The sequence below is a fragment of the Rhodanobacter soli genome, from assembly GCF_040548735.1.
GTDB lineage: Bacteria > Pseudomonadota > Gammaproteobacteria > Xanthomonadales > Rhodanobacteraceae > Rhodanobacter > Rhodanobacter soli_A.
Genome location: NZ_JBEPSD010000001.1, coordinates 1,411,607 through 1,437,763, shown reverse-complemented (window position 1 = coordinate 1,437,763; position 26,157 = coordinate 1,411,607). Strand labels below are relative to the sequence as shown.

The 26,157-nt window shown below is 67.7% G+C and carries 17 protein-coding genes; 9 read left to right on the top strand and 8 right to left on the bottom strand.

Features of this window, described 5'->3' with window-relative positions; genetic code table 11:
• Window positions 1–140 precede the first annotated feature (140 nt).
• On the top strand, window positions 141–1,193 hold the full coding sequence (pyrC, locus tag ABIE04_RS06660; RefSeq protein ID WP_354547766.1) for a dihydroorotase: 1,053 nt from the start codon (window positions 141–143) through the stop codon (window positions 1,191–1,193).
• A 9-nt stretch (window positions 1,194–1,202) separates the two neighbouring features.
• On the opposite strand, the gene ABIE04_RS06655 is transcribed toward pyrC, so the two are convergent.
• From ABIE04_RS06655 to trxA, 5 genes are all read right to left on the bottom strand, one after another.
• The gene (locus ABIE04_RS06655) at window positions 1,203–2,570 is read right to left on the bottom strand and encodes a glutamate--cysteine ligase (RefSeq protein ID WP_354547765.1); all 1,368 of its coding nucleotides are present in this window, start codon (window positions 2,568–2,570) and stop codon (window positions 1,203–1,205) included.
• A gap of 148 nt (window positions 2,571–2,718) precedes the next feature.
• Window positions 2,719–3,657 carry an ankyrin repeat domain-containing protein gene (locus ABIE04_RS06650; protein ID WP_354547764.1) on the bottom strand — a complete coding sequence of 313 codons (939 nt, stop codon included), beginning with the start codon at window positions 3,655–3,657 and terminating at the stop codon, window positions 2,719–2,721.
• A 409-nt stretch (window positions 3,658–4,066) separates the two neighbouring features.
• A complete protein-coding gene (locus ABIE04_RS06645; protein WP_354547763.1) occupies window positions 4,067–5,125 on the bottom strand; it encodes an acyltransferase family protein in 1,059 nt (352 codons plus the stop codon).
• A gap of 88 nt (window positions 5,126–5,213) precedes the next feature.
• A complete protein-coding gene (rho, locus tag ABIE04_RS06640) occupies window positions 5,214–7,019 on the bottom strand; it encodes a transcription termination factor Rho (RefSeq protein WP_354547762.1) in 1,806 nt (601 codons plus the stop codon).
• A 187-nt stretch (window positions 7,020–7,206) separates the two neighbouring features.
• A complete protein-coding gene (gene trxA, locus ABIE04_RS06635) occupies window positions 7,207–7,533 on the bottom strand; it encodes a thioredoxin TrxA (RefSeq protein WP_056388135.1) in 327 nt (108 codons plus the stop codon).
• A gap of 384 nt (window positions 7,534–7,917) precedes the next feature.
• On the opposite strand from trxA, the gene ABIE04_RS06630 reads away from it, so the two are divergent.
• From ABIE04_RS06630 to rpoH, 6 genes are all read left to right on the top strand, one after another.
• On the top strand, window positions 7,918–9,669 hold the full coding sequence (locus ABIE04_RS06630; RefSeq protein WP_354547761.1) for a DEAD/DEAH box helicase: 1,752 nt from the start codon (window positions 7,918–7,920) through the stop codon (window positions 9,667–9,669).
• 112 nt (window positions 9,670–9,781) lie between these two features.
• Window positions 9,782–10,459 (top strand): cell division ATP-binding protein FtsE, encoded by a 678-nt coding sequence (ftsE, locus tag ABIE04_RS06625; protein ID WP_214555940.1) that lies wholly within the window; start codon window positions 9,782–9,784, stop codon window positions 10,457–10,459.
• A complete protein-coding gene (gene ftsX / locus ABIE04_RS06620) occupies window positions 10,456–11,436 on the top strand; it encodes a permease-like cell division protein FtsX (protein ID WP_354547760.1) in 981 nt (326 codons plus the stop codon). Before ftsE ends, ftsX begins: the two co-directional genes overlap by 4 nt.
• 139 nt (window positions 11,437–11,575) lie before the next feature.
• Entirely contained in the window at window positions 11,576–12,418 is an 843-nt protein-coding gene (locus ABIE04_RS06615; protein ID WP_354547759.1) for a response regulator, read from the top strand.
• Entirely contained in the window at window positions 12,415–13,137 is a 723-nt protein-coding gene (gene ung, locus ABIE04_RS06610; RefSeq protein WP_354547758.1) for a uracil-DNA glycosylase, read from the top strand. The genes ABIE04_RS06615 and ung overlap by 4 nt, the downstream gene beginning before the upstream one ends.
• A 160-nt stretch (window positions 13,138–13,297) precedes the next feature.
• On the top strand, window positions 13,298–14,161 hold the full coding sequence (gene rpoH / locus ABIE04_RS06605) for an RNA polymerase sigma factor RpoH (protein ID WP_354547757.1): 864 nt from the start codon (window positions 13,298–13,300) through the stop codon (window positions 14,159–14,161).
• 56 nt (window positions 14,162–14,217) lie between these two features.
• Here the strand turns inward: rpoH and ABIE04_RS06600 are convergent, their stop codons facing one another.
• From ABIE04_RS06600 to ABIE04_RS06590, 3 genes are all read right to left on the bottom strand, one after another.
• The gene (locus tag ABIE04_RS06600) at window positions 14,218–15,528 is read right to left on the bottom strand and encodes an NAD(P)/FAD-dependent oxidoreductase (protein ID WP_354547756.1); all 1,311 of its coding nucleotides are present in this window, start codon (window positions 15,526–15,528) and stop codon (window positions 14,218–14,220) included.
• A gap of 4 nt (window positions 15,529–15,532) precedes the next feature.
• Complete coding sequence (locus tag ABIE04_RS06595; RefSeq protein ID WP_436410355.1) at window positions 15,533–16,903, bottom strand: S41 family peptidase; 1,371 nt, start codon at window positions 16,901–16,903, stop codon at window positions 15,533–15,535.
• Between the two features lie 164 nt (window positions 16,904–17,067).
• Window positions 17,068–18,285: a murein hydrolase activator EnvC family protein gene (locus tag ABIE04_RS06590; protein ID WP_354547754.1), complete on the bottom strand. Its 1,218-nt coding sequence runs from the start codon at window positions 18,283–18,285 to the stop codon at window positions 17,068–17,070.
• 318 nt (window positions 18,286–18,603) lie between these two features.
• On the opposite strand from ABIE04_RS06590, the gene ABIE04_RS06585 reads away from it, so the two are divergent.
• Both ABIE04_RS06585 and gltB read left to right on the top strand, forming a co-directional pair.
• The gene (locus ABIE04_RS06585; RefSeq protein WP_354547753.1) at window positions 18,604–21,450 is read left to right on the top strand and encodes a TonB-dependent receptor plug domain-containing protein; all 2,847 of its coding nucleotides are present in this window, start codon (window positions 18,604–18,606) and stop codon (window positions 21,448–21,450) included.
• A 238-nt stretch (window positions 21,451–21,688) separates the two neighbouring features.
• A complete protein-coding gene (gltB, locus tag ABIE04_RS06580; RefSeq protein ID WP_354547752.1) occupies window positions 21,689–26,143 on the top strand; it encodes a glutamate synthase large subunit in 4,455 nt (1,484 codons plus the stop codon).
• Window positions 26,144–26,157 lie beyond the last annotated feature (14 nt).

Genomic DNA, 26,157 nt, shown 5'->3' with positions numbered 1-26,157 from the left:
GAACCAAACCGGGGCAGCCGCGCGATACCATGTGCCATTGGCGGCCGTGCCAGGAGACATCCGGCATGCGTCCGCCACGCGAATAACAGCCCATCCGCTGTGCCCTTGTTTCTCGATCCGCCATTCCGAGTCCGCCAGCCATGACACCCACGCGTCTTGAAATCACCCGTCCCGACGACTGGCATCTGCACCTTCGCGATGGGGACGCGCTGGCCTCGGTGGTCGCCCACACCGCGCGGCGTTTTGCGCGAGCCATCGTGATGCCGAATCTGAAGCCACCGGTGACGACGGTCGCGCAGGCTGAAGACTATCGCGGGCGGATTCTTGCGAGCCTGCCGGCGGACTCGCGTTTCCAGCCGCTGATGACGCTGTACCTCACCGAGGAAACGCCTGCCGACGAGATCGCCCGCGCGAAGGACAGCGACAGCGTGTTTGCGGTGAAGTACTACCCCGCCGGCGCCACCACCAATTCGCAATCCGGCGTGCGTGAGCTGTCGCGGGTGTACCGCGTGATTGAAGCGATGGAGAAGCACGGACTGCCTTTGCTGCTGCATGGCGAGGTCACCGATCCGGCCATCGACATCTTCGATCGCGAACGGGTTTTCATCGAGCGCCATCTGATGCCGCTGCAGGCGCGGTTTCCGGGTTTGCGCATGGTGCTGGAACACATCACCACGCGCGATGCGGCCGAGTTCGTCCGCGGCGCGCCGGCCAACCTGGCGGCCACCATCACCGCGCATCATCTGCTGCTCAACCGCAACGCGCTGTTCGAGGGCGGCATCCGCCCGCACAATTACTGCGCCCCGATCCTCAAGCGGGAGACGCATCGCGCCGCCCTGCTGCAGGCGGCCACCAGCGGCGATGCGCACTTTTTCCTGGGCACGGACAGTGCGCCGCATCCGCGCGAGGCGAAGGAATCAGCCTGCGGGTGTGCAGGTCTGTACACGGCCCACGCGGCGCTGGAGCTGTATGCCGAAGCGTTCGAGCAGGCCGGCCGGCTGGATCGGCTTGAGGCGTTCGCGAGCTTCCATGGCCCGGACTTCTACCGGCTACCGCGCAACCAGGAGCGCATCGCGCTCGAGCGCACGCCATGGGTCGTGCCGGACGAGTATCCGCTGGCCGGATCCACCTGCAAGCCCATGCGCGCCGGCGAGTCGGTAGCGTGGTCGCTGGTGGAAACGGCTGCGTCCTGACGACCTTCCTCAGTACGCAAACTCGCGGAACACCGGATCGACGCTGCCGTTCCACGCGCCGTGGAACAGCTCCAGCTTGCGTTCGGCCGGGGTCTGGTTGGCGTGCACGATCTCGATCATCGGTTCGAGGAAGATGCTCTCGTCGGCGCCGTTCCGGTTGAGTTTCGCGCGGCGCTTGAGGCCGTGGCCGGCGATCTTCAACGCCTCCTCGGCGAGGTCGCGTACCGTGCCGCCGCGGAACGGCAGCTTCAGCGCGTGCTTCGGCACGCCGTCGCGCAAGGCATGGCGTTCCTCGCGGCTGAAGTCCTTGACCAGGTCCCATGCCGCGTCGAGCGCCTCGTCGTCGTACAGCAGGCCGACCCAGAACGCGGGCAGCGCGCACAGCCGGTTCCACGGGCCGCCGTCGGCGCCGCGCATCTCCAGGTACTGCTTCAGGCGCACCTCGGGGAAGGCGGTGGTGAGGTGGTCGGCGAAGTCCTTCATGGTGGCGTGGACGCCCGGCAGCGTGGGCAGCTCGCCGGCGAGGAAACGCTTGAAGTCCTGCCCGGCAAGATCGATGTACTTGCCGTCCTGGTAGCTGAAGTACATCGGCACGTCGAGGATGTAGTCGACGTAGCGCTCGTAGCCAAAGCCGTCGGCGAACACGAAGTCGAGCATGCCGGTGCGGTCCGGATCGGTGTCGGTCCAGATGTGCGAGCGGTACGATAGATAGCCGTTTGGACGTCCTTCGGTGAACGGCGAATCGGCAAACAGCGCGGTGGCGATCGGCTGCAGCGCGAGGCCGACGCGGAACTTCTTGATCATGTCCGCTTCGGACGAGAAATCCAGGTTCACCTGCACCGTGCAGGTGCGCGTCATCATGTCCAGGCCGAGCGAACCGACCTTGGGCATGTACTCGCGCATGATCTTGTAGCGGCCCTTCGGCATCCACGGCATCTCGTCCCGGCGCCACTTCGGCTGGAAACCCATGCCGAGGAAGCCCAGGCCCATGCCGTCGGCGACCGAGCGCACTTCCTCCAGGTGCGAGTTCACCTCGCAGCAGGTCTGGTGGATGGTTTCCAGCGGTGCGCCGGACAGCTCCAGCTGACCGGCCGGCTCCAGCGTGATCGAGGCCTTGTCGCGCGACAGGGCTACCGGGTTCTCGCCTTCGCGCGCCACGTCCCAGCCGTAGCGGGTGGCGATGGTTTCCAGCAGCAGCTTGATGCCGCGTTCGCCCTCGAACCTGGGCGGGCGCAAGTCATCGGTGCGGAAGCCGAACTTCTCGTGCTCGGTGCCGATGCGCCACGCTTCGCGCGGCTTCTCGCCGGCGGCGAGGTAGTCGGCAAGCTGCTGGCGGCCCTGGATCGGGGTGCTCTTGACGGCACTGGGTATGGACACAAGCAAAGCCTCGCTGGGTGAGGCTCTGACTATGGAGGCGCCACGGAGCCACGAAAAGGGGTTGACGAGAAATAATTGTACGTGGCGGTACAGATGGCGGCGTGGCGCCTGTTAGTTGAATCGCCGAACGGGTGTCCGGGAGCCGTTGTCAAAGGCTAGAAGCGCTGGCCTTGTCAAGTTCAGGGCAGCTCAGTTGGGCGACCAGATCATCGGGCAGCTTCTGGCGGCGACCTATCTCGGCATCGCTGGGCAATGTCCTCTTCGGCCTGTGATGTTTGGCCTGGTAGGCATCAAGCCGTTGCTGGCGGCTTCGATATTCGGCGCAGGGATCGGCGCCATGGTCGAGCAAGAGCTTCACCATGGCCGCGTTGCCTTGGACGATGGCCGTAGTCAGCCCATCGGCGGATTCGCCCACTGTGCTCGAGGGGGCGGCGCCGTTATCGAGCAGACGTTTGACAATGACCGGGTCATCAGCGGTCACCGCCATGGCCATGACATCGTTGCTATTCGGTATCCGTGCCTTCAGGTTGGCGTGGTGATCCAGCGCGACGTCGAGTGTCGCCAGGTCGCCGCACTGCGCGGCGATGGTTGCCGCGGGGCCGTCGAGTCGGCCGTCGAACAGGAAAACAGCATCCAGTTCACGTGCTGTCTTCGGAGCTGGGTCGACGGTAGCCCACTTGGGATCCTTCTTCACTTCCGCCAGGAGCTCATCCCGAACCTCGCGCTTGAGATCGGGCAGCGCTCCCTGACCATCGACCAAGGCACCGCCGTCCAGCAGGCCGGCCACCATTGCGGGATTTCTGGCGTAAGTCGCGATGACCAGGGCGGATTGCCGCCAACGGGCAGCGTCCGCGGTATCCATAGCATCCAGTTGTTGGCGCACCTGCGCCAACTTGCCGTCGATCACATTGACGATAAGCGCGTTGACGGCGGGTGGCGCATCGAAGGCATCGTGAACGGCGAGCGTGCGCGCCAAGGCGGTCTGAGCTGGGCAAATGAGGGTCAGCGGGGGGTGAGGTTTTTCAACGCCCTTGGCGGTGCCCCCTAGCAGAAATCCAGCGACCAGCAGAGCTATGCGAGGCAGCATGTGGATGTTCTCTCTGAGCCAACCATCATTGCAGGCTAGCAGGGATCGGGGGTGCTCTTGACGGCACTGGGTATGGACACGGGCAAAGCCTCGCTGGGGGAGCCGACACTATGGGGACGGCGCAAGGCGACGAAAGGGGGCGTCGTGGGATGCGGGATCGGAACCTCATTGGAGCAGCATCGCCCGGATGGCGCCTTGAGCTGGATCAGGCATGTGACCCCGCAGGGCGTTAACCGCCGACTGTCATTCTGCGGTCGCGAGAAGCATCGGAGCCGCCCCCATTCCGCCTTTCCGGCGTTTCATCGGTGGAAGGAATTGTCGCCGGGTCTGCCCGCCGTGTCGGGTTGCGAGCGGTGCATCCGTCGGATGCGGCAGCCCGCTCGGCGATCGGGCATCGTGCCCGGCTTCGTCAGCGGGCGAAGTCCGGGAACCAGCCGCGAAGCCGCCGCTTAAGCGACAGCGCCGGCGCTTCCACCGCGTGCCATGAGCACCAGGCGAGCAAGAGGGTGGCGATGCCCGCGACGCTCGCTGTCGCCAGGTAGGAGGGCGTCGCCGGCCACAGGCGAACCGTCAACTGCTGCACGAAGTATGCGTATAGATAGGTGCTGTAGGACAGGTCGCCGAAGCGGGCCGCGGAACGCAGTCCCGGAGTGCTTTGCCGTCCGAACCACAGGGTCAATGGCACCATCACGGCCCACTGCGCCAGTCGCGCGTGTTGCAGCAGTGCGGCGGCAAGCAGGCAGGCCGCTACGGCACCGGCCATGAGCAGGCGCCGACCACTGATTTCGGCGGCGAACTGGCGCGAGCCGACGCCGGCCAGGAAGAAGGCCGTGTAGAAGTAGCAGAGGTTGTCGAAGGCGTTGTCCCGGGAATGTCCGGGTAGCGTCTTGGCGTACATCACGGCGACCACGGCCAATGCCAACAGGGTGAACACCCGCCGCCGCAGGCCGATGGCGCCGAGCACGGCCACGTACGCGTAGCACTTCGCCTCGAGCGGAATCGTCCACCAGCTGCCGTTGACCGCCGACAGGCTGGCGTTGGCCGGTATCGTGCCGAACACGCCGGGCAGCGTGTAGTACGGGCGCAGCTGGGCGTTGAAGGTGATGAAGCGGCGTGTCTCGCGGCCGAAGTATTCATGCAGCGGCAGTGAAGTGACCGCCGCACCGGCGACCGCTATCACGATAGTGGCGACGATCAGCGCCGGCCAGATGCGCAGGAACCGGCGCATGGCAAAGCGCATGACGTGCGGGTCGTGATACCAGCTCTCGGCCACCAGGTAACCGCTCATGATGAAGAACATCGCCACCGCGATGGAGCCGAGCGTCATGCCGTCCGCCAGCGTGGATTCGTGCATGCCCAGAAGCACGAACTGGTGGGAAACCAGCACCATCAGCGAAGCGACGAGTCGCAGCCCGTCGAAATTGTTGGCGTGGTCGCCGCCGGACGGCGAAGGACGGGAAGTGACCATGACGAAGATCCTTTTCGCTGGCGAATACCCGAGGGTTGCCGATGCCGGATGGCGGAAAGAAACAGGGCCGGCGTAGCCGGCCCTGCTCTCAGCGCTTCATCGAGTTGAAGAACTCGTCGTTGGACTTGGTGTTCTTCATCTTGTCGAGCATGAACTCCATCGCGCTCAGTTCGTCCATCGGGTGCAGCAGTTTGCGCAGGATCCAGATCTTGGCCAGCATGTCCGGATCAATCAGTAGGTCCTCGCGGCGGGTGCCGGAGCGGTTGATGTCGATCGCCGGGTAGACGCGCTTCTCGGAGATGCGGCGGCTCAGGTGCACTTCCATGTTGCCGGTGCCCTTGAACTCCTCGTAGATCACCTCGTCCATCTTGCTGCCGGTTTCGGTCAGCGCGGTGGCGATGATGGTCAGCGAGCCGCCTTCTTCCACGTTACGCGCGGCGCCGAAGAAGCGCTTCGGGCGCTGCAGGGCATTCGCGTCCACGCCGCCGGTGAGCACCTTGCCGGAGCTGGGCACCACGGTGTTGTAGGCGCGGGCGAGGCGGGTGATCGAATCGAGCAGGATCACCACGTCCTTCTTGTGTTCGACCAGGCGCTTGGCGCGCTCGATCACCATCTCGGCGACCTGCACGTGGCGCACGGCCGGCTCGTCGAAGGTCGAGGAGATCACCTCGGCGCGCACGGTGCGGGCGATTTCGGTCACTTCCTCCGGGCGCTCGTCGATCAACAGCATGATCAGATGCGCTTCGGGGTGGTTGTAGGTGATCGCCTGGGCCACGTTCTGCAGCATCATCGTCTTGCCGGATTTCGGCTGGGAGACGATCAGGCCGCGCTGGCCCTTGCCGATCGGCGCGATCAGGTCGAGGATGCGGCCGGTGATGTCCTCGCTCGAACCGTTGCCGCGCTCCAGCTTGAAGGCCTTGCGCGGGAACAGCGGGGTGAGGTTCTCGAACAGCATCTTGTTCTTCGACGCCTCCGGCGGATCGCCGTTGATGTCGTCGACGCGCAGCATCGCGAAGTAGCGCTCGCCTTCCTTCGGGTGGCGCACGCGGCCGGTGATGTAGTCGCCGGTGCGCAGGTTGAAGCGGCGGATCTGGCTGGGCGACACGTAGATGTCGTCCGGGCCGGCCAGGTAGGACTCGTCGGCCGAGCGCAGGAAGCCGAAGCCGTCCTGCAGGATTTCCAGCACGCCTTCGGCCCAGATGCCGCCGCCGGAGCGGGCGTGCGCCTTGAGCACGTTGAAGATCACGTCCTGCTTGCGCGCGCGGGCGACGCCTTCGTGCACGCCCAGCGACTCGGCGAACTCCAGCAACTGGATCGCGTTCTTGCGCTTCAACTCGGTGAGGTTGATCACCCGGTCGTTGCTGCCCGGATCGGCGTTGTCGTCGTCCACCGGCAGGCCGTTCGGGTTGGGCCGCGGATGGCCGCCCTGCGGGCGACCCTGCTGCTGGTTCGGGTTGCCGCCGCGCTCGTTGCGGCGCCGGCGGCCACGGCCTTCGCGACCTTCGCGGCCGGCGTTGTTGTTCGGGTTCTGGCCCTGGTTCGGGTTCTGCGCTTGCGGCTGACCCTGGCCTTGGCCCTGATCCTGGTTCTGGCCTGGCTGGGAGGCGGATTCGCGCGGCTCCTGCGCGGCACGCGGTGCGGGCGAATCGCTGGCCGGCGCGGGCGTTACCGGCAGGCTGGCCTGTACCGGGGCGGGCGCCGGCGGCATGGCACGTTCGGTTGCCGCGGGGGCAGGCGCCGGTGCCGCGGAAGCAGGGTTCTCGGCATGGGCCGCCGCGATCGCTGCGGCCGTGCGGCGCGGCGCGCGGGGGCGCGGCTCGGGCTTGCCTTCGGCAACAGGCTTGGTATCGGCGCTCTTGGCGTCGTTCGGAATGTTGTTATCGGTATCGGACACGGGCAATCCTCGCAGGGCGCCGTTGAATTACAGGAGGGAGGGTGTGCGTCGCGCGGAAGGCGCAAGGGGACAGGACTGTCCCGACGGACGCGTTGAATCTAGCACCCGCTGCGCATCGGCGTAAAGCCTCGTGAGCCGGCCGTACTCAGCCGAGCCGGCTCAGTGCAGCGGGTTTGCATCGGGTGGATCAGATGGCCTTGTCGATCATCTGGGTCAGCTGGCCCTTGCTGACGGCGCCGATCTGGGTCGCCTCGACCTTGCCGTTCTTGAACACCATCAGGGTCGGGATGCCGCGCACGCCATAGGCTCGCGGGGTCTGCTGGTTCTGGTCGATGTTGACCTTGACGATGCGCAGCTTGCCTTCGTACTGCTGGGCGATCTCGTCCAGCATCGGCGCGATGGCCTTGCACGGGCCGCACCATTCCGCCCAGAAATCCAGCAATACAGGGGTTTCGGATTTGAGCACCTGCTCGTCGAAGGCGTCGTCGTTCACATGGGTAATCAGGTCGCTCACCGGGGATCTCCGTGGCTGGGGGCGCAAAACTGGCAGGTGCAGAACAATGGGGTGACCGCGGCGGAAAAACAAGGAGTGAGGACGGGCGGGGCCGTCATCGGCTACACTCAGGCGCCCACGAAGCGCGGGTTGGGCAGGAGGAGGGCGGCAAGCCTTCATTCCAGCGCAACTCCGGGCACGATTCAAGGGCGGCTTGCACAGCCGCCCGTCAGACCGCCGGCAACTACGGCGTCGCCAGCCGCGGCGCGACCTTGTTGACCCTGACATTGAGCCGCTTCGCCGCGCATAGCGCACCCGTCCTGCACCGCTTTCGCGCCGATATCCGGCGCCTGGAGCCAGGTGCAGCGCATCACGCCGCCGTCAGGCAAGGTCAACCATCCGCATATGTCACAAACCGTACTCACCGACACTTTCTTCGCCAACTTCGATCTTCATCCGCTGCTGCAGCAGGGCCTGGACGACAGCGGCTTCACCCGCTGCACGCCGATCCAGGAAATGACCCTGCCGCTGGCGCTGTCCGGGCGCGACGTCGCCGGCCAGGCGCAGACCGGCACCGGCAAGACCTGCGCCTTCCTGGTCGCGCTGATGAACCGCCTGCTGACCACCCCGGCGGTGGCCGACCGCAAGGATTCGGACCCGCGCGCGCTGGTGATCGCGCCGACCCGCGAACTGGCCATCCAGATCGAGAAGGACGCCAAGGCGATCGGCCGCCACACCGGCCTGCGCAGCGCGCTGATCTACGGCGGCGTCGACTACGACAAACAGCGCCAGCAGCTGAAGGACGGCTGCGACATCATCATCGCCACCCCCGGCCGCCTGCTCGACTACCACAAGCAGGGGGTTTTCAGCCTCAACAGCGTCGAGGTGATGGTGATCGACGAGGCCGACCGCATGTTCGACCTCGGCTTCATCAAGGACGTGCGCTTCATCTTCCGCAAGCTGCCGCCGCGCGAACAGCGCCAGGTGCTGCTGTTCTCCGCCACGCTGAGCCATCGCGTGCTGGAGCTGGCCTACGAGCACATGCACGAGGCCGAGAAGCTGGTGGTGGAGAGCGACAACGTCACCGCCGACAAGGTGCGCCAGCTGGTCTACTTCCCGGCCAAGGAAGAGAAGATGCCGCTGCTGCTGAACCTGATCGACCGGCACAAGCCGAGCCGCAGCATCATCTTCGTCAATACCAAGGCCGCCGCCGAGCGCATCACCGAGCGCGTCAAGCGCCATGGCTGCCGCGTCGGCGCGATCTCCGGCGACGTGCCGCAGCTGAAGCGGCAGAAGCTGCTGCAGCGTTTCCAGGACGGCCAGCTGGACATCCTGGTGGCCACCGACGTGGCCGCGCGCGGCCTGCACATCCCGGCGGTCAGCCACGTCTTCAACTACGACCTGCCGCACGAGGCCGAGGATTACGTGCACCGCATCGGCCGCACTGCGCGGCTTGGCGCCGAGGGCGACGCGATCAGCTTCGCCTGCGACCTGTACGCGATGTCGCTGCCGGACATCGAGACCTATATCGGCCAGAGCATCCCGGTCGCGCAGATGGATCCGGAGCTGCTGGTGATGCCGAAGCCGCGCGAGGTCGATCCCGAATTCGCCGCGAACGCCGCCGCCGACAGCGCCGCGTTCGGCGACGTGGTGCCGCCGCGTCCGGGCGAGAAGCCGCGGCGCAGCGGTGGTCCGGGCCGCAGCGGCGAGCGCAGCAGTAGCAGCCGCGGCGCCGCGCGTCCGCCGCGCGAACGCAAGCCGGCCGCGGCCGACGGCAGTGCCGTCGTCGCGACCGAGCAGCCGGTCGCCGTGGCCGTGCACAAGACCGACGCGGCGCCGTCGGCGGATGGCGGCACGGCCGGCGAAGGCGCGCGCAAGCCGCGGCGCCGTCGTGGCGGTCGCAATCGCCGGCGTGAAGGCGCACCGGCCGATGGCGTCGAGGCAACCGGCCACCAGGCCGCGGTGGCCGAGGGCAATCGCGCGCCGCGGGGCGAGCGTCGCCCGCCGCGCGAGCGCAATGCGGCCGAATCCGGCGGCACCGTTCACAGCCGGCCGTCGCGGCAGGTCGCGGTGACCTCGGGCAAGCCCAGCGAGAATGCCCATGCGAAGAAGCCGGGCCTGTTCCGCCGCCTGACCCGGTTGTTCACCGGCCGCTGAGCGTCATGATCGCCGCGGGCTGAACCGCGGCGATCAGAGAAGTCCGCATCTTGCGGCCGGCTTCCCTTATCCTTGCGGTTGATACGACGACACGCAGGCTCGGGGACGCTCGGTGATCCATTTCGATCAAGTCAGCAAGCGCTACGAGGGCGGCCATGAGGCGCTCTCGCAGCTTTCCTTCGAGGTGCCGACGGGCGAGATGGCCTTCGTCACCGGGCATTCCGGCGCCGGCAAGAGCACCTTGCTCAAGCTGCTGGGACTGATCGAGCGGCCCTCGCACGGCGTGATCAGCGTGGACGGCCGGAGCCTGGCCAAGATCCGCCACAGCGGCATCCCGAAGTGGCGCCGGCATGTCGGCATGGTGTTCCAGGATCATCGCCTGCTGCTGGATCGCAGCGTGTTCGCCAACGTCGAGCTGCCGCTGGCGATCGGCGGCATCGCCCGCGCCGAACGTGCCCGGCGGGTGCGCGCGGCGCTGGAGAAAGTCGGCCTGCTCGCCTACGAGCGGCAGCTGCCGGCGACGTTGTCCACTGGCGAGCAGCAGCGCGTGGGCATCGCCCGCGCGATCGTGGCGCGCCCCGCGCTGCTGATCGCCGACGAGCCCACCGGCAACCTCGACCCGCAACTGGCGGTGGAGATCATGGGCCTGTTCGGCGAGTTCCAGCAGGTCGGCACCACCGTGCTGATCGCCAGCCACGACCTGCCGCTGATCAAGCGCATGAAGAAGCGCGTGATCGTGCTGGATCATGGCCGGCTGGTGGCCGACCTGGCCGCGCAGGAGGTGCTGTGAACACGGTGCCGGAAACCCTGCACGTGCCCGCGGATGCGCCGCAGCGCAATATCCACAGCCGCGGCAACCGCTTCGCCAGCTGGCAGGAGCATCACCGCTGGAGCGCGGCGTCCAGCCTGCGCCGGCTCGCCTCGCGTCCGTTCGGCAGTTTGCTCACCATCGCGGTGATGGGCTTGGCGCTGGCCTTGCCGCTGGCGTTCTACCTGTTGCTGGGCAATGTGCAGCAGCTCGGCCGTGCCTTGGGCCAGAGCCAGGCGATCAGCGTGTTCCTGCAGCCGGGCCAGACCGCGTCGCAGGCACAACTGCTCGCCCAGCAACTGGGCGACCGCCCCGAGGTGGCCGCGGTGGTGGTGAAGACGCCGCAGCAGGGCATGGACGAACTGGCGCAGATGCAGGGCTTTTCCGGCGCCCTGCAGACGCTGGACGACAACCCGCTGCCGTACGTGCTGCAGTTGCAGCCGCGTGCGGGAGTGAGTGCGCTCGCGCTGGAGCAGATGGTGGCCGACGTGCGTACGCTGCGCAGCGTCGACTTGGTGCAGGACAGCGGCAGCTGGCGGCAGCGGCTGGACGCCTTGCTCGGCGTGGGCAATCGCGTGGTGCTGGTGCTGGCTTCGCTGTTGGCGCTGGCGGCGCTGCTGGTGGTCGGCAATACGATCCGGGTGGACATCGCCAGCCGCAGCGAGGAGATCGGCGTGCTGCTGCTGGTCGGCGCCAGCGGCGCGTTCGTGCGCCGGCCTTACCTGTACGCCGGAATCTGGTATGGCCTGTTCAGCGGCATCCTGGCCGCGTTGCTGGCGGTGCTGATCGAGCTGGCGCTGGCCACGCCGGTGGCGCAGTTGAGCCAGGCTTATGATGGCAAGCTGCAGGTCGGCGGCTTGCCGCCATGGCTGTTGCTGGCCGTGCCGCTGGTCGCCGCGGCGCTGGGTTGGCTCGGCGCGCGACTGGTCAGCGCGTGGCAATTGCGCAAGGCGATATGACGGTCTTGCGCCGGGGTGACGTGAATCGCAGCCGCCGGTGCCGTATCCGGTGCACTATCCCCAGTTGCGGCGGGTGCAGGGGTGCACCCGCAGGTTCATCGGCGAAGGACTGCCACGAGTCGGGTGGGTGAGTTAGGGAATGAGTACGAATATCAGCAGCCGTCTGCTGACCGACGCACCGCGGGTGCTGGTGGTCGACGGTTCGCGCGTGGTGCGCCAGTTGATCACCCGTGTGCTGCAGGCCGAGCTGCCGGGCGTCGAGGTAGTCGGCTGCGGCAGCGGCACCGAGGCGCAGCAGATGCTTGGCGATGGCGTGTTCGATTTCATCACCATCGCGCTGCGCCTGCCCGACATGGACGGGCTGGAGCTGGCGCGCTTCGTGCGCGAGTCGGCGCCGCAGGCCTACGTGCCGATCGTGGTGGTCTCCGGCGACGTGGATGACCGGCTGCACCGCCGCTCGCTGGGCGAACACGTCACCGACTATTTCGACAAGGCGCTGGGCTTCCAGGCGCTGGCCGAGTTCATCCGCGGCTACGTGCGGCCGGACGCCGCCGCCGAAGGCGTGGTGCTGTACGTCGAGGACAGCCGCGTGGTGGCGCTGGCGACCCGCCGCATGCTGGAGAAGATCGGCCTCACCGTACGCCACGTGGTCAGCGTGGAGGATGCGCTGGCCTTGCTGGAAACGTCGAAGGCGCAGGGCGAAGTGGGTGCCGACGTGGTGCTCACCGATGTCAGCCTGAAGGGCGAGCTCACCGGCGGCGACCTGCTCGAGCACATCCGCGGCGCGTTCGGCTACGGCAAGGGCCGGTTGCCCGTGCTGGTGATGACCGGCGACGAGAATCCGGCCAACCAGGCCGCGCTGATCAGGGCGGGCGCCAACGACCTGGTCGAGAAGCCGGTCGAGGAAAGACTGCTGGTCACCAAGCTGCTGTTCCAGCTGCGCGTGGCGAAGCACGTGCGCGGGCACACGGCCGAGGCATGAGCGACGCGGCGCAGATCAAGCTGGAACCGTCGTGGAAGGCGCGCATCGGCGACTACCTGCTGCGCCCCGACATGCAGGCGCTGGCGGCGTTCCTGCGTGCGGAGAAGCAGGCCGGCAAACGGATCTACCCGCCCGGTTCGGAGATCTTCGCGGCGTTCGATCACACCCCGTTCGACGCGGTGCGGGTGGTGATCCTGGGCCAGGACCCGTACCACGGCCCCGGCCAAGCGCACGGTCTGTGCTTCTCGGTGCGTCCCGGCGTGCGGGTACCGCCGTCGCTGGAGAACATCTTCAGGGAGATCCAGCGCGACCTCGGCATCCCGCGGCCCGACCACGGCTGCCTCACGCCCTGGGCCGATCGCGGCGTGCTGCTGCTCAACAGCGTGCTGACGGTGGAAGAAGGTCGCGCCGGCTCGCACCAGGGCAAGGGTTGGGAGGGCTTCACCGATGCGGCGATCGATGCGCTCAACCGCGAGCGCCAAGGCCTGGTGTTCCTGCTGTGGGGTTCGTACGCCCAGCGCAAGGGCCAGCTCATCGATACCCGGCGGCATGACGTGCTGAGCTCGGTGCACCCGTCGCCGCTGTCGGCTCATCGCGGCTTCCTCGGCTGCGGCCACTTCTCCGCCGCCAACCGCTACCTGGAAGCCCACGGGCAGCCGCCGGTCGACTGGTCATTGCCGCCGAAAGCCGCATTGCAGAGCGGTTTCACGCCCGCTTGAATGCGCTTTTGCCAGCCTCATATCGGGCTGGATGAGACGCTGGACAAGGGCGGCCAATATCTATACCATTTAGTTCATTAAAGCGCGGAACCAACCCCGCGCTTTAGCACTCCAACTACCCGAGTGCTAAACTTTGACGTCGTTTCAGGAGGTTCCACCCATGTCTCAAGCCTTGGTGACCGCCAACTTCCCGCTGCCGAGCGTCGTCGGCAGTCTGGATGCCTACATTTCCGCGGTCCATCGGATCCCGGTGCTGAGCTCTGAAGAAGAGCAGGCGCTGTCGCGCGACTACCTCGAAGAGGCCAACCTGGCCGCGGCGAAGAAGCTGGTGCTGTCGCACCTGCGCTTCGTGGTGCACGTGGCGCGTGGTTATTCGGGTTACGGCCTGCAGCTGGCCGACCTGATCCAGGAAGGCAACATCGGCCTGATGAAGGCGGTCAAGCGTTTCGACCCGGACCAGGGCGTGCGCCTGGTCAGCTTCGCGGTGCACTGGATCCGTGCCGAGATGCACGAGTTCATCCTGAAGAACTGGCGCATCGTGAAGGTCGCCACCACCAAGGCGCAGCGCAAGCTGTTCTTCAACCTGCGCAAGAGCAAGAAGCGCCTGGGCTGGATGAACGCGGCCGAGGTGAGCACGGTGGCGAAGGACCTGGGCGTGCCCGAGGCGACGGTGCGCGAGATGGAATCGCGCCTGTCCGGCCGCGACATCGGCTTCGAGGCTCCGGTCGATGCCGACGACGACGCCAAGCCGGCACCGGCGGCGTTCCTGATCGATGACGGCGCCGACCCGTACGAGAACGTGTCCGACGAGGATTACGCCGACAACCAGATGCAGACGCTGACCGATGCGCTGGGCCATCTGGACCCGCGTTCGCGCGACATCATCCAGCGTCGCTGGCTGGACGACAGCAACAAGGCCACGCTGCAGGACCTGGCCGACGAGTACGGCGTGTCCGCCGAACGCATCCGCCAGATCGAGGCGAATGCGATGAAGAAGATGCGCGGCCTGTTCGCCACGGCATGACGTGAGTCCCTCGCAAGAGAGCAATCGACGGCCCTGCGGGGCCGTTTGCTTGTGGGTCAGGGGCTTCCGGGTGGCGGTTCAGGGCTGTCGTCCGGTATGTCGCCGCCGCTGACGATGCGCGCGTGCCGCTGGTGCGTCCAGTACGCCCACGCCCAGTCCAGCATCACCACCAGCCGGTTGCGGAAACCGATCAGGAAGTAGATGTGCGCCAGCAGCCACACGGACCAGGCGGAGAACCCGGAGAGTTTCAGTTTTCCGAATTGCGCCACCGCCGCCATCCGTCCGATCGTGGCGAGCGAGCCGTCGTCACGGTAACGGAACGGCGGCCGTTCATCGCTACCTTGCAGGCATGCGCGGATCATCGCGCCGACATGCCGGCCCATCTGCTTGGCGGCCGGCGCCACGCCGGGCACCGGCTTGCCGTTGGCCTGGACCACCCCGGCGAGATCGCCGATGACGAAGACCTCCGGGTGCCCGGGCAGGCTCAGGTCGGGCAGCACCTGCACGCGGCCGGCACGATCAAGCGCGGCGCCAAGCAGGCGCCCTACCGGCGAGGCCGCCACCCCGGCAGCCCACAACACGGTACGCGCGGGTAGCCGGCGCTCGCCCAGCTTGACGCCGTCCGCATCGATGCCGGTAACGGCGACACCCGTGTGCACTTCCACGCCGAGGCGTTCGAGTTGCCCGCGCGCCTTGTCCGACAACGTCGGATCGAAGGCGGGCAACAGGCGCGGCCCGGCTTCGATCAGGCGTACCGAGGCGCGGCGCGGATCGCTGTGGCGGAACTCGCGCGGCAACGTATGGCGGGCCAGTTCGATCAGCGTGCCGGCCAGCTCGACGCCGGTGGAACCGCCGCCGACCACGACGAAGTTGAGCCAGGCCTGACGACGTGCGGGGTCGGTTTCGCGTTCGGCGTGCTCGAACGCCAGCAGCACGCGACGGCGGATCAGGAAGGCGTCGTCCAGCGTCTTCAGGCCCGGGGCGTAGCGTTCCCATTCGTCGTGCCCGAAATAGGCGTGGGTGGCGCCGGTGGCGACCACCAGGAAATCGTAATCCAGCGAACCATGTGCGCATTGCACCCGGTGCGCCGCCAGGTCGATCCCGGTCACTTCGTCCAGCAGCACGCCGAGGTTGCGTTGGCGGCGCAGGATCTGCCGCAGCGGTGCGGCGATCGACGGTGCCGCCAGACTCGCGGTGGCGACCTGATACAGCAACGGCTGGAACAGGTGGTGGTTGCGCCGGTCCAGCAGGGTGACCCGCACGGACGCGCCGTCCAGTCGCCGTGCCGCCGCCATGCCGCCGAAGCCCCCGCCGAGGATCACGACATGCGGCAGGCTGGCGCTGGCGTTGTCGGCAGCGGCGTGCAATCTGTCAGCGCCGAACGGCGGCAGGCTGGCGCAGCGCCATGCCCTTGAGCACGTTCAGTGCCTGCGACAGCGCGTAGTCGCTGGTGGCCAGCTTGGCATCGGCGGCGCTGCCGTCGTCGTTGATGTCGGTAGCGGCCTTGGCGTTCTCGTTGGCCAGGTGGTTCGGCAGGTCGGCCTCCGAGCTGATCAGCACCGGGCCGCGGTCGGACGGGTTCACGGTGAGGTCGGCCAGCGCGATGTCGGGCTTGATGCCCTCGGCCTGGATCGACGTGCCGTTCGGCGTGTAATAGCGCGCCGTGGTGATCTTCACCGCATGCTCGGCATCCAGCGGCAGCACGGTCTGCACCACGCCCTTGCCGAACGTGCGCTGGCCCATGACCAGTGCGCGGCGGTTGTCCTTCAGCGCACCGGAGACGATCTCGGCGGCCGAGGCGGTGCCGTTGTTGGTCAGCACGATCATCGGGGCGCCGCCGAGCTGGTCGCCCGGATGCGCATTGAAGCTCATGTTCGCGTCCTGCAGGCGGCCGCGGGTGGTGACGATGGTGCCGGCGTCGAGGAAGTCGTCGCTGACGCCCACGGCCGCGGTGAGCAGGCCGCCCGGGTTGTTGCGCAGGTCGAGCACGGCGCCTTTCGGCGCGCCGTTCTTCGCGATCAGCTGCCCCAGCTTCTGTTCCAGGTCGCCGGCGGTGTCGTCCTGGAACTGGCTGATCCGCACGTAGACGTAGCCAGGCTCCAGCTCGCGCACCTTGACGCTGCTGATCGAGATGTTCTGGCGCACGAGATGCAGGTCGATCAGCTTGTCGCTGTTCTGGTGCACGATGGTCAGGTCGATCTTGCTGCCCGGCTTGCCGCGCAGCTGCTTGAACATCTCGTCCACGTTCTCTGCGTCGATCAGCGTGCCGTTGATCTTGACGATGCTGTCGCCCGGCTTGATGCCGGCGCGCGCCGCCGGGGTGTCGTCGATCGGCGAGACGATGCGCAGGCCGCCGTCGACCTGCAGCACCTCGATGCCGAGGCCGCTGTACTCGCCGGTGGTGTCCTCGCTGAGCTGGGCCAGGCCGTCCTTGTCCAGGTATTCGCTGTGCGGGTCGAGGCCGCTGAGCATGCCGGTGATGGCGGCCTTCATCAGGGTCTTGTTGTCGACCTTCTCCACGTACGCCTGGCGCACCACTTCGTAGACGCGGCTGAAGTTGCGGATGTCATCCAGATCCACCTGGTCGGTGGAGCTGGCGCGGGCCGGTGCGTCGGCGCTGCTGTTGGTGGCCGGCAGGTCGACCGGCGGCGCTGCCACGCTGGCGGCAGCGGCCGGTGCGCTCTGCGCGCGGGCATCCGGCGTGGCCAGCAGGAACGGAACGGCCAGCAGCAGGGCTGCCATGCCGATCGTCGGGCTAGAAGGGGAAAGACGCATCGTGTGACTCCGTACAGCAGACAGCGCCGCGCCGGAGCGCGGCGGAAAAATGTGGTCAGGCATGAGACAACCAGATGCCGGGGTAATTCAGCGTTAACCCGTTCCTAGCCTGCGATGCGGCGGCGAGCGCGTCAACGGCGCTGGCTCAGCCAGCTGCGCGGATCGACCGGCTGATTGTTCCGGCGCAGCTCGAAATAGACGCCGGTGTTGGCGCCGGTGGGCGGGCTGGCGGTGCCGATCGCCTGGCCCGCTTCAACCTGATCGCCGACGTCGTGCAGCAGGGTCTCATTGTTGCCGTACATGCTCATCCAGCCGTTGCCGTGGTTGAGGATCAGCAGCATGCCGTAGCCGCGCAGGAAGCCGGCGTAGATCACCCGGCCGCGCGCCACCGCGTGGATCTCGCTGCCGCCGCTGGCCTTGATCAGCACGCCGTTGCCGTAGCTGTTGACCACGCCGCTGGCCGGCCACGGCAGGTTGCCGCGGATGTTGGCGCCGGCGCCGCCGACTTCGAGCGGCGGTGGCGGCTTGCGCCCGGGGTGCTTCCTGATCGCCGCGGCCCGTTCGGCGGCGGCGCGGGCGGCGGCTTCGTCGATCGCCTTCTGCAGCTTGTCGAGCAGGTTGTTGAGCGATTGCGCGTTCTGCTTCAGCGCGGCCAGCCGCTGCGCCTGGTCCTTGTACTGGGCGTCGGTTTCGGCGGCCAACTTCTGCTGCGCGGCGCGCTGTTTGGCCAGCGCGGCCGCCTGCTGCTCGCGCTGGGTCCGGGTCGCCTGCAGAGCCCGCTGTTCGGCGGTGATCGCATCCTCCAATTCCTGCAGTTTGGCCAGGTCGGCCATCAACCGTTGCACGCGTTGCACGCGGTCCTGCTGGAAGTACTTCGAGTAGATCAGCGCGCGCGCGATGCGCGCCACGTCCTCGTCGCCCAGCAGCAGGCGCAGGTCCGAGCCGTGGCCGAGCGCGTAGGTGGCGCGCAGCAGGTCGGCGATCGCGGCACGCTGGCTGTCCAGCGTCTGCTTCAGCGCGGTGCGCTGTTGCTGCAATTGATCCAGCTGCTGCTGCTTGGCAGCCAGCTCGGCATCGGTCTGGCGTACCGCGCGCGCTGCACCGGCCAGCGCGTTGGCCTGCTTGGCCAGTTCGGCGTTGACGCTGTCGCGCCGGGCCGCGGTGTCGGCCTGCTCCTTGGCGAGCGCCTCCATCTTGTGGCGCAGCTCGGCCAGCTTCTGCTTCGCCTCGGCCTGTTCGCTCTTGCTGTCCTGGCGTGCCTGCAGCGGAGTGATGGCCAGACAGCCCAGCAGTGCGGCGAACATCAGGCAGTGGACGGGGCGGGCGGCGAAGCGGGCAGGTTTGGGCATGCGGCCGATTATCCCCGAGCGGAGCGGGCACGGCGAGACGGCTGCCGCTCCCGGCATCGCCGGATATCCGGGAAAGCGCGCCCCCGGCATGTTGGCAAAGTGGCGCGCCTTGGTCCGGAATATGCATGAAATACATCATGAAATTAGGCACTTGAGCGTGAATTAGGGAAGTGTTAAACCGCGTTTGCGAAGGCCTTCCCCCGCTCGTGGCCTTTCGCCGGTTGCAGAAGCTGGCTTCCCCCACCCCAACTGCCTGCTTCTCCATTGCCCGATCGATCCGAGCGACTCGCGATTGCTCCGCAAGTGGAGGTTATGTCCATGAAACGTACGCTTGTCATTTCGCTGGCGGGCCTGGCCCTGTCCCCGATAGCTGCAGCCCTTGCGCAAAGCGCACAGCCCACCGACACCCCGCAGACCCAGACCCAGACCGCTACGCAGAATTCGCAGGCTACGCAAAACCCGCCTGCACCCACCGGCCAGAACGTGCAGGAGTTGCAGTCCGTCACGGTGACCGGCTCGGCGATCCCGCGCGTCGACCTGGAGACGCCCTCGCCGGTCACCGTGATCACCGCCGCACAGATCGAACGCAGCGGCCTGAAGACCGTCAACGACGTGGTGCGCGCGATATCCGCGGACAACAGCGGTTCGATTCCCACGGCCTTCACCGCGGGATTCGCCGCGGGTTCCGCCGGCGTCGCGCTGCGCGGCCTGACCGTGAACTCGACCCTGGTGCTGATCGATGGCCGCCGCTCGGCCAATTACCCGCTGGCGGACGACGGCCAGCGCACCTTCGTCGACCTCAACACGATCCCGGTGAACGCGATCGAGCGCATCGACGTGCTGAAAGACGGCGCCTCCTCGCTGTACGGCGCCGACGCGATCGCCGGCGTCGTCAACATCATTCTCAAGCATGACTTCAAGGGGCTGCAGGCGACGGCCGATGTCGGCACGTCGCAGAAAGGTGGCGGCACCACGCGCCGCGCCACCCTGCTGTTCGGCGGCGGCGATCTCGCGAAGGACGGCTGGAATGCCTATGGCAGCATCGAGGCGCAGAACGACAATCGCATCTGGGCGCGCGACCGCGGCTATCCGTACAACTCCACCGACCTCAGCCGGATCGGCGGCAGCGACGCCACGAACGGCCAGCCCGGTTTCAACGCCGGCTCGATCTACGGCATGGTCCGGCCGGCCGTGCTCGGTCCGAACGGACCGGGCGGCATGCTGACCGGCACCGCGGTCGACGGCTCGCTGTGGCAGCCGCTGCGCCCCTGCGGTCCGGACACGACACCGGTGACCAATGACCTCGGCAGCGGTTGCGAGCAGAACTTCGTCAGCCAGTACACCGACCTGCAGCCGAAGGAGAAGCGCCTCGGCGCCTACGGCCGCCTGACCATCAAGGTCGGTGATACCAGCGAGGCCTATCTGGGTGCCAGCGTGTACAGCAACAAGACCGAGGTCGCCGGCGCCCCGCCGCAGATCCGCGCGGGCACGCCGGTCAACACGCGTTCGATCGTCCTGCCGGTGACCCTGCCGGACGGCTCGGACAATCCGAACAATCCGTTCGACCAGCCCGCGCTGATCACCTATGCGTTCGGCGGCATCCGGGGCGGCGCGAAGCAGGACAACAACAACACGCGTCTGGTCGGCGGCATCCACGGCACCATGGGCGAATGGAATTACGACAGCGCGCTGGTGTTCAACCACAACGACTTGACCGTCGACAACTATGGTTTCCTCAACTACAACAAGCTGGTCCAGGTCGTGAACGACGGCAGCTACAATTTCCTCGATCCGTCGCAGAATTCGCCGCAGCTGCTCGCCGAGCTGGCGCCGGTGCTGCACAAGAAATCGACCACCGACCTGCAGTCGATCGACTTCCACGTTTCGCGCCCCCTGGTGGACCTGCCCGGCGGCTCGCTGGGCTTTGCCACCGGCGTCGACGTGCGCCACGAGGAGCAGCACGATCCGGATCTGAACCCGGGGCTGCAGGCCCAGGGCCTCGGTGTGGCGCATACCTTCGGCAAGCGCACCGTGTCCGGCGCCTACGCCGAGCTCGACGCGCCCTTCCTGGAATCGCTGGAAGTCGATGCCTCCGGCCGCTTCGACCACTACTCCGACTTCGGCAACAACTTCTCGCCGAAGATCGGCTTCAAGTGGAAGCCGACCGAATCGCTGGCGGTCCGCGGCACCTGGTCCAAGGGCTTCCGCGCGCCGAGCTTTGCCGAGAACGGCTCCAGCGAATCGGAGGGCTTCGCTACCTACACGGTGCCGGACGACTATGCCGCGGCGCACGGCAACAACGCCTATGTGCGGCCCTACGGACTCGCCTACGACACCATCGGCAACCCGAACATCAAGCCGGAACGTTCCAAGAGCTGGACCTTCGGCGTGGTCTACCAGCCGATCGAGCAGCTGAGCGCCTCGCTGGACTACTACGACATCAAGAAGACCGGCGTGATCGGCCAGCAGGACACGCAGGCCGTTCTCGATGCGTACTTCGCCGGCCAGCCGCTGCCGCCGAACTCGGCCGTCATCGCCGACGTCCCCGACCCTGAGCATCCGGACCTGCTGCCGAAGCCGGTCGTGGTGATGGCGCCGTACGTCAATCAGAACTCGCTGCAGACCAAGGGCATCGACCTTGACCTAATCGGCAATTTCGATCTCGGCGCCGGCGCGAAGCTGCGCAGCGAGTTCAGCGCCACGCGCATCTTCGAGTGGAACCTGACCCTGCAGGACGGCACGGTGGAGCGCTTCGTCGGCACGCATGGGCCGTACGCGCTGTCCTCGGGCGCGGGCACGCCACGCGACCGCGCGTCCTGGTCGAACAGCCTCAGCTTCGGCAAGGCGACCGTCACCGGCACGTTCTACTACACCAGTGCCATCACCATGACCGCGCCGGACAACGGCGAGGGCTGCATCTCGGTGGACGACAACGGCAACCCGTTCCCGCCGAGCTGCCATGTGGCTTCGTTCACCACGTTCGACCTGACCGGAAGCTACGACTTCAACGACCACTTCGCGTTGACCGCATCGATCCTGAATGCCTTCAATCGCGAAGCGCCGTTCGACCCGAGCAATTACGCAGGCAACAACTACAACCCGACCTGGGCGCAGGCCGGCATGGTCGGCCGGTTCTACACGGTGGGAGTGAAGTACAAGATGTAAACCCGACCGGCCGATGCGGAGGCTTCGGCCGGCGAGGCACGTGCGCCGGGCAACCGGCGCGCGTGCCTCGTGCAACGGCCATGTGGCGCGGTCCGCCGGCTGCGGCAAACGTTAAGAAGTCTAGACGTCCATTCCCCTCTTTGACGCGACGCAACAATTGTGTTTTAGTCGGAGCCGATCCTGCGCAAACGATTGGTGCCCTCGGCATCGCGGCGACCTGCGCAGCCCGGAGGGGTAGATGGCGGCAAGCGGCTCGGCGACGTTGTACGACCCGGCTTTCGAACACGACAGCTGCGGCTTCGGCCTGGTTGCGCAGATCGACGGGCGCGCCAGCGCTGCGCTGGTCGACACCGCGTTTGCCGCGCTGGCGAAACTTTCCCATCGCGGCGGCGTGAATGCCGACGGCATCAGCGGCGACGGTTGCGGCGTGCTGATCCATCGCCCGGCGGACTGGCTGCGCGCGCTGGCGGCAGCGGACGGCATCGTGCCGGGCGAACGCTTCGCGGCGGGGCTGGTGTTCCTCGACCCGGCCGGTGGCGAAGCGGCCGCGATCGAATTCGAGCGGCACCTGGCCGAGACCGGCCTGGCGTTGGCCGGCTGGCGCGACGTGGCGATCGATGCCGAGGCTTGCGGCCCGCTGGCCAGCGCCACCTGCCCGCGCGTGCGCCAGGTGTTCGTGAACGCCGCAGCCGGGATGGACGACGACGCGTTCGAACGCGCGTTGTTCCGCGCACGACGGCGCGCCGAGACCGCGCTGGCCGGCGACCCGCAGTTCTACGTGGTGAGCCTGTCCGCCCAGGTGATCGGCTACAAGGCGATGGCTGCGCCGGGCCGCCTGCGCGAAGTGTTCGCCGATCTCACGCATCCCGCGCTGGCCAGCGACGCTGTGGTGTTCCACCAGCGCTTCTCCACCAACACCACGCCGCAGTGGCGGCTGGCGCAGCCGTTCCGGCTGCTCGCGCACAACGGCGAGATCAACACCATCCGCGGCAACCGGCGCTGGATGCAGGCGCGCGAGGCGGTGCTGCGTTCGCCGCGGGTCGACCTTACCGACATCGGCCCGCTGGTGCGCCAGGACGGTTCCGATTCGGAAAGCCTCGACAACGCGCTGGAAGTGCTGCTGGCCGGCGGCCTCGACATGCTCACCGCGATGCGCGTGCTGGTGCCGCCGGCGTACGCGGCGCGCGAAGACCTGGACGAGGACCTCACCGGCTTCTACGAGTATTACGCGCTGCACAGCGAACCGTGGGACGGCCCGGCCGGGCTGGTGATGTGCGACGGCCACTACGCGGCGTGCACGCTCGACCGCAACGGCCTGCGCCCGGCGCGCTGGGCGCTGTCCGACGACAACCATCTGATCGTCGCCTCCGAGGCCGGCCTGTGGGACCTGCCGCCGTCGCGCGTGGTGGCGAAGGGCCGGCTCGGTCCTGGCCAGATGCTGGCAGTGGACTTCGCCGGCAAGCGCCTGCTGCACGACGCCGACATCGACGCGATCAACAAGAGCCGCGCGCCGTTCCGCGACTGGCTGCGCGCCGGCGTCAGCTATCTCGAATCGGACCTGATCGATCCCAGCCTCGCCGCCGAGCCGCTGCCGGCCACGGTGCTGCGCCGCTACCAGAAGCTCTACGGCTTGAGCCGCGAGGAGCGCGAGAGCGTGCTGAAAGTGCTCGCCGAAACCGAGGCCGAGGCCACCGGCGCGATGGGCGACGACACGCCGATGGCGGCCATGTCGCGCCAGGTGCGGCCCCTGTTCGACCGCTTCCGCGAAGGCTTCGCCCAGGTCACCAATCCGCCGATCGACCCGCTGCGCGAGCGGCTGGTGATGTCGCTGGTCACCCAGTTCGGCCGCGAAGGCAATTTGTTCGAACTGTCGGCCGACAACGCGAAGCAGATCCTGCTGAACTCGCCGATCTGCTCGCAGCGAAAATTGCGCCAGCTGCTGGCCCTGCCGCAGTTCGTCAACGCCACCGTGCAGATCGACCTGTGCTACCGGCCCGAGGAAGGCCTGGAAGCGGCGCTGCGCCGGTTCTGCCGCGAGGCGGAGCAGGGCGTGCGCAACGGCGCCGGCATGGTCTTCATCACCGACCGTTATCCGAACCGGGACACGCTGCCGGCGCACGCGCTGCTGGCGGTGGGCGCGATCCACGCACACCTGATCGAGACCGGCCTGCGCTGCCAGTGCAACCTGCTGGTGGAAACCGCCACCGCGCGCGACGCGCACCAGTTCGCCTGCCTGATCGGTTTCGGCGCCACCGCCATCTATCCGTGGCTGGCCTACCAGAGCCTGTTCGAGCTGGGCCGCGACGGCCACATCAAGCGCGGCGACGGCACCCCGCGCGAGATCGGCCGCAGCTACCGGCGCGGCATCCGCAAGGGCCTGCTGAAGATCCTGTCGAAGATGGGCATCTCCACCATCGCCGGCTACCGCGGCGCGCAGCTGTTCGAGATTGTCGGCCTGGCGCCCGAAGTGGTGGCGTTGTGCTTCGCCGGTACGCCTTCGCGGATCGGCGGCGCCGGCTTCGCCGATCTCGAGCACGAAGCGCGCCTGCTCGCCGCCGAGGCCTGGAACGAGGCGCAGCCGCTGCGCGCCGGCGGCATCTACAAGTTCGTGCACGGTGGCGAGTACCACATGTACAACCCCGACGTGGTCGACACGCTGCAGGCCGCCGTGCGCAGCGGCGCGATAGCCGACTACCGCCGCTACGCGCAGCACGTCGACGCGCGTCCGCCGTCCGCGCTGCGCGACCTGCTGCTGCCGCAGGCGGCCGGGGCCGCCATTGCGCTCGACGAGGTCGAGCCGGTCGAGGCCATCCTCAAGCGCTTCGATTCGGCCGGCATGTCGCTCGGCGCGCTGTCGCCGGAAGCGCACGAGGCGCTGGCGATCGCGATGAACCGGCTCGGCGGCCGCAGCAATTCCGGCGAAGGCGGCGAAGACCCGGCGCGCTACGGCACCGAGAAGACCTCGAAGATCAAGCAGGTTTCGTCCGGCCGCTTCGGCGTCACCGCCGAATACCTGATCAACGCCGAGGTGCTGCAGATCAAGATCGCGCAGGGCGCGAAACCCGGCGAGGGCGGCCAGCTGCCCGGCCACAAGGTCGACGCCACCATCGCGCGGCTGCGCTACGCCAAACCCGGCATCGGCCTGATCTCGCCGCCGCCGCACCACGACATCTACTCGATCGAGGATCTCGCGCAGTTGATCCACGACCTGAAGGAAGTGAACCCGACCGCGCTGATCTCGGTGAAGCTGGTCTCGCACGCCGGCGTCGGTACCGTCGCCGCCGGCGTGGTCAAGGCCGGCGCGGACCTGATCACCATCTCCGGCCACGACGGCGGCACCGGCGCCAGCCCGCTCACCTCGATCAAGTACGCCGGCACGCCGTGGGAACTGGGCGTGGCCGAGGCGCAGCAGACCCTGCGCCGCAACGGCTTGCGCGGCCGCGTGCGGCTGCAGACCGACGGCGGCCTGAAGACCGGCCTGGACGTGATCAAGGCTGCTCTGCTCGGCGCCGAGAGTTTCGGTTTCGGCACTGGCCCGATGGTGGCGCTGGGCTGCAAGTACCTGCGCATCTGCCACCTCAACAACTGCGCCACCGGCATCGCCACGCAGAACGAGACGCTGCGCCAGGACCATTTCATCGGCCTGCCCGAGATGGTGATGAACTACTTCCGCTTCGTCGCCGAGGACGTGCGCGAACACCTGGCCAGGCTCGGCGTGCGCAGCCTCGGCGAGCTGGTCGGGCGCAGCGACCTGCTGCGCCAGGCCGAAGGCAGCACGCCGGTGCAGAAGCAGCTCGACCTGTCGCGGCTGATCGCCGAGGACGGTCTCGGCGTCGCCGTGGACAGCGCCTGTACCTTGCCGCGCAACCCCATGCGCGACGAAGCGGCGCTGGCCACGCGCATCGCCCACGATGCCGCGCCATTGGTCGAGTTGGGCAGTGGCGGCACGTTCCGTTACGCGATCGCCAACACCGATCGCGCGATCGGTGCGCGCCTGTCCGGCGACGTGGCGCGGCGCTGGGGCGACCACGGCATGCCCGAGCCGATCACCCTGCAACTGGAAGGCAGCGCCGGGCAGAGCCTAGGCGCGTGGAACGCCGGCGGCGTGCAGATCGAACTCACCGGCGAGGCCAACGACGGCGTCGGCAAGGGCATGGCCGGCGGCCGCATCATCGTGCGGCCTTCGCCGGAGTCGCCGTTCGCCAGCCAGGACGCCTCCATCCTCGGCAACACCTGCCTGTACGGCGCCACCGGCGGCGAGCTGTTCGCCGCGGGCCGTGCCGGCGAGCGCTTCGGCGTGCGCAATTCCGGCGCGCTGGCGGTGATCGAGGGCGCCGGCGACCACTGCTGCGAATACATGACCGGCGGCGTGGTCGCCGTGCTCGGCGCCTGCGGACTGAACTTCGGCGCCGGCATGACCGGCGGCTTCGCCTACGTGCTCGACCTCGAACGCAACTTCGTCGATTGCTACAACCACGAGCTGGTCGATATCGTGCGCATCTCGCCCGAAGGCATGGAACACCACATGCAGCACCTGCGCGGATTGATCGCGCGCCACGCCGAACTCACCGGCAGCGCCTGGGCGCACCACCTCCTGAGCGATTTCCGCGGGCTGCTGCAGCGCTTCTGGCTGGTCAAGCCGAAGGCGGCGAGCCTGGCCGCGCTGGCCGACGAATTGCGGAGGGCGGCATGAAGAACTTCGCTGCT

Bases quoted from the DNA above. Each gene is read 5' to 3' on its own strand.
- ABIE04_RS06630 (WP_354547761.1), top strand. From the start codon at position 7,918: ATGTCACAAACCGTACTCACCGACACTTTCTTCGCCAACTTCGATCTT.
- rpoH (WP_354547757.1), top strand. From the start codon at position 13,298: ATGTCTCAAGCCTTGGTGACCGCCAACTTCCCGCTGCCGAGCGTCGTC.
- pyrC (WP_354547766.1), top strand. From the start codon at position 141: ATGACACCCACGCGTCTTGAAATCACCCGTCCCGACGACTGGCATCTG.
- ABIE04_RS06645 (WP_354547763.1), bottom strand. From the start codon at position 5,125: ATGGTCACTTCCCGTCCTTCGCCGTCCGGCGGCGACCACGCCAACAAT.
- ABIE04_RS06585 (WP_354547753.1), top strand. From the start codon at position 18,604: ATGAAACGTACGCTTGTCATTTCGCTGGCGGGCCTGGCCCTGTCCCCG.
- ABIE04_RS06650 (WP_354547764.1), bottom strand. From the start codon at position 3,657: ATGCTGCCTCGCATAGCTCTGCTGGTCGCTGGATTTCTGCTAGGGGGC.
- gltB (WP_354547752.1), top strand. From the start codon at position 21,689: ATGGCGGCAAGCGGCTCGGCGACGTTGTACGACCCGGCTTTCGAACAC.
- ABIE04_RS06595 (WP_436410355.1), bottom strand. From the start codon at position 16,903: ATGGCAGCCCTGCTGCTGGCCGTTCCGTTCCTGCTGGCCACGCCGGAT.
- ABIE04_RS06615 (WP_354547759.1), top strand. From the start codon at position 11,576: ATGAGTACGAATATCAGCAGCCGTCTGCTGACCGACGCACCGCGGGTG.
- ABIE04_RS06590 (WP_354547754.1), bottom strand. From the start codon at position 18,285: ATGCCCAAACCTGCCCGCTTCGCCGCCCGCCCCGTCCACTGCCTGATG.
- ung (WP_354547758.1), top strand. From the start codon at position 12,415: ATGAGCGACGCGGCGCAGATCAAGCTGGAACCGTCGTGGAAGGCGCGC.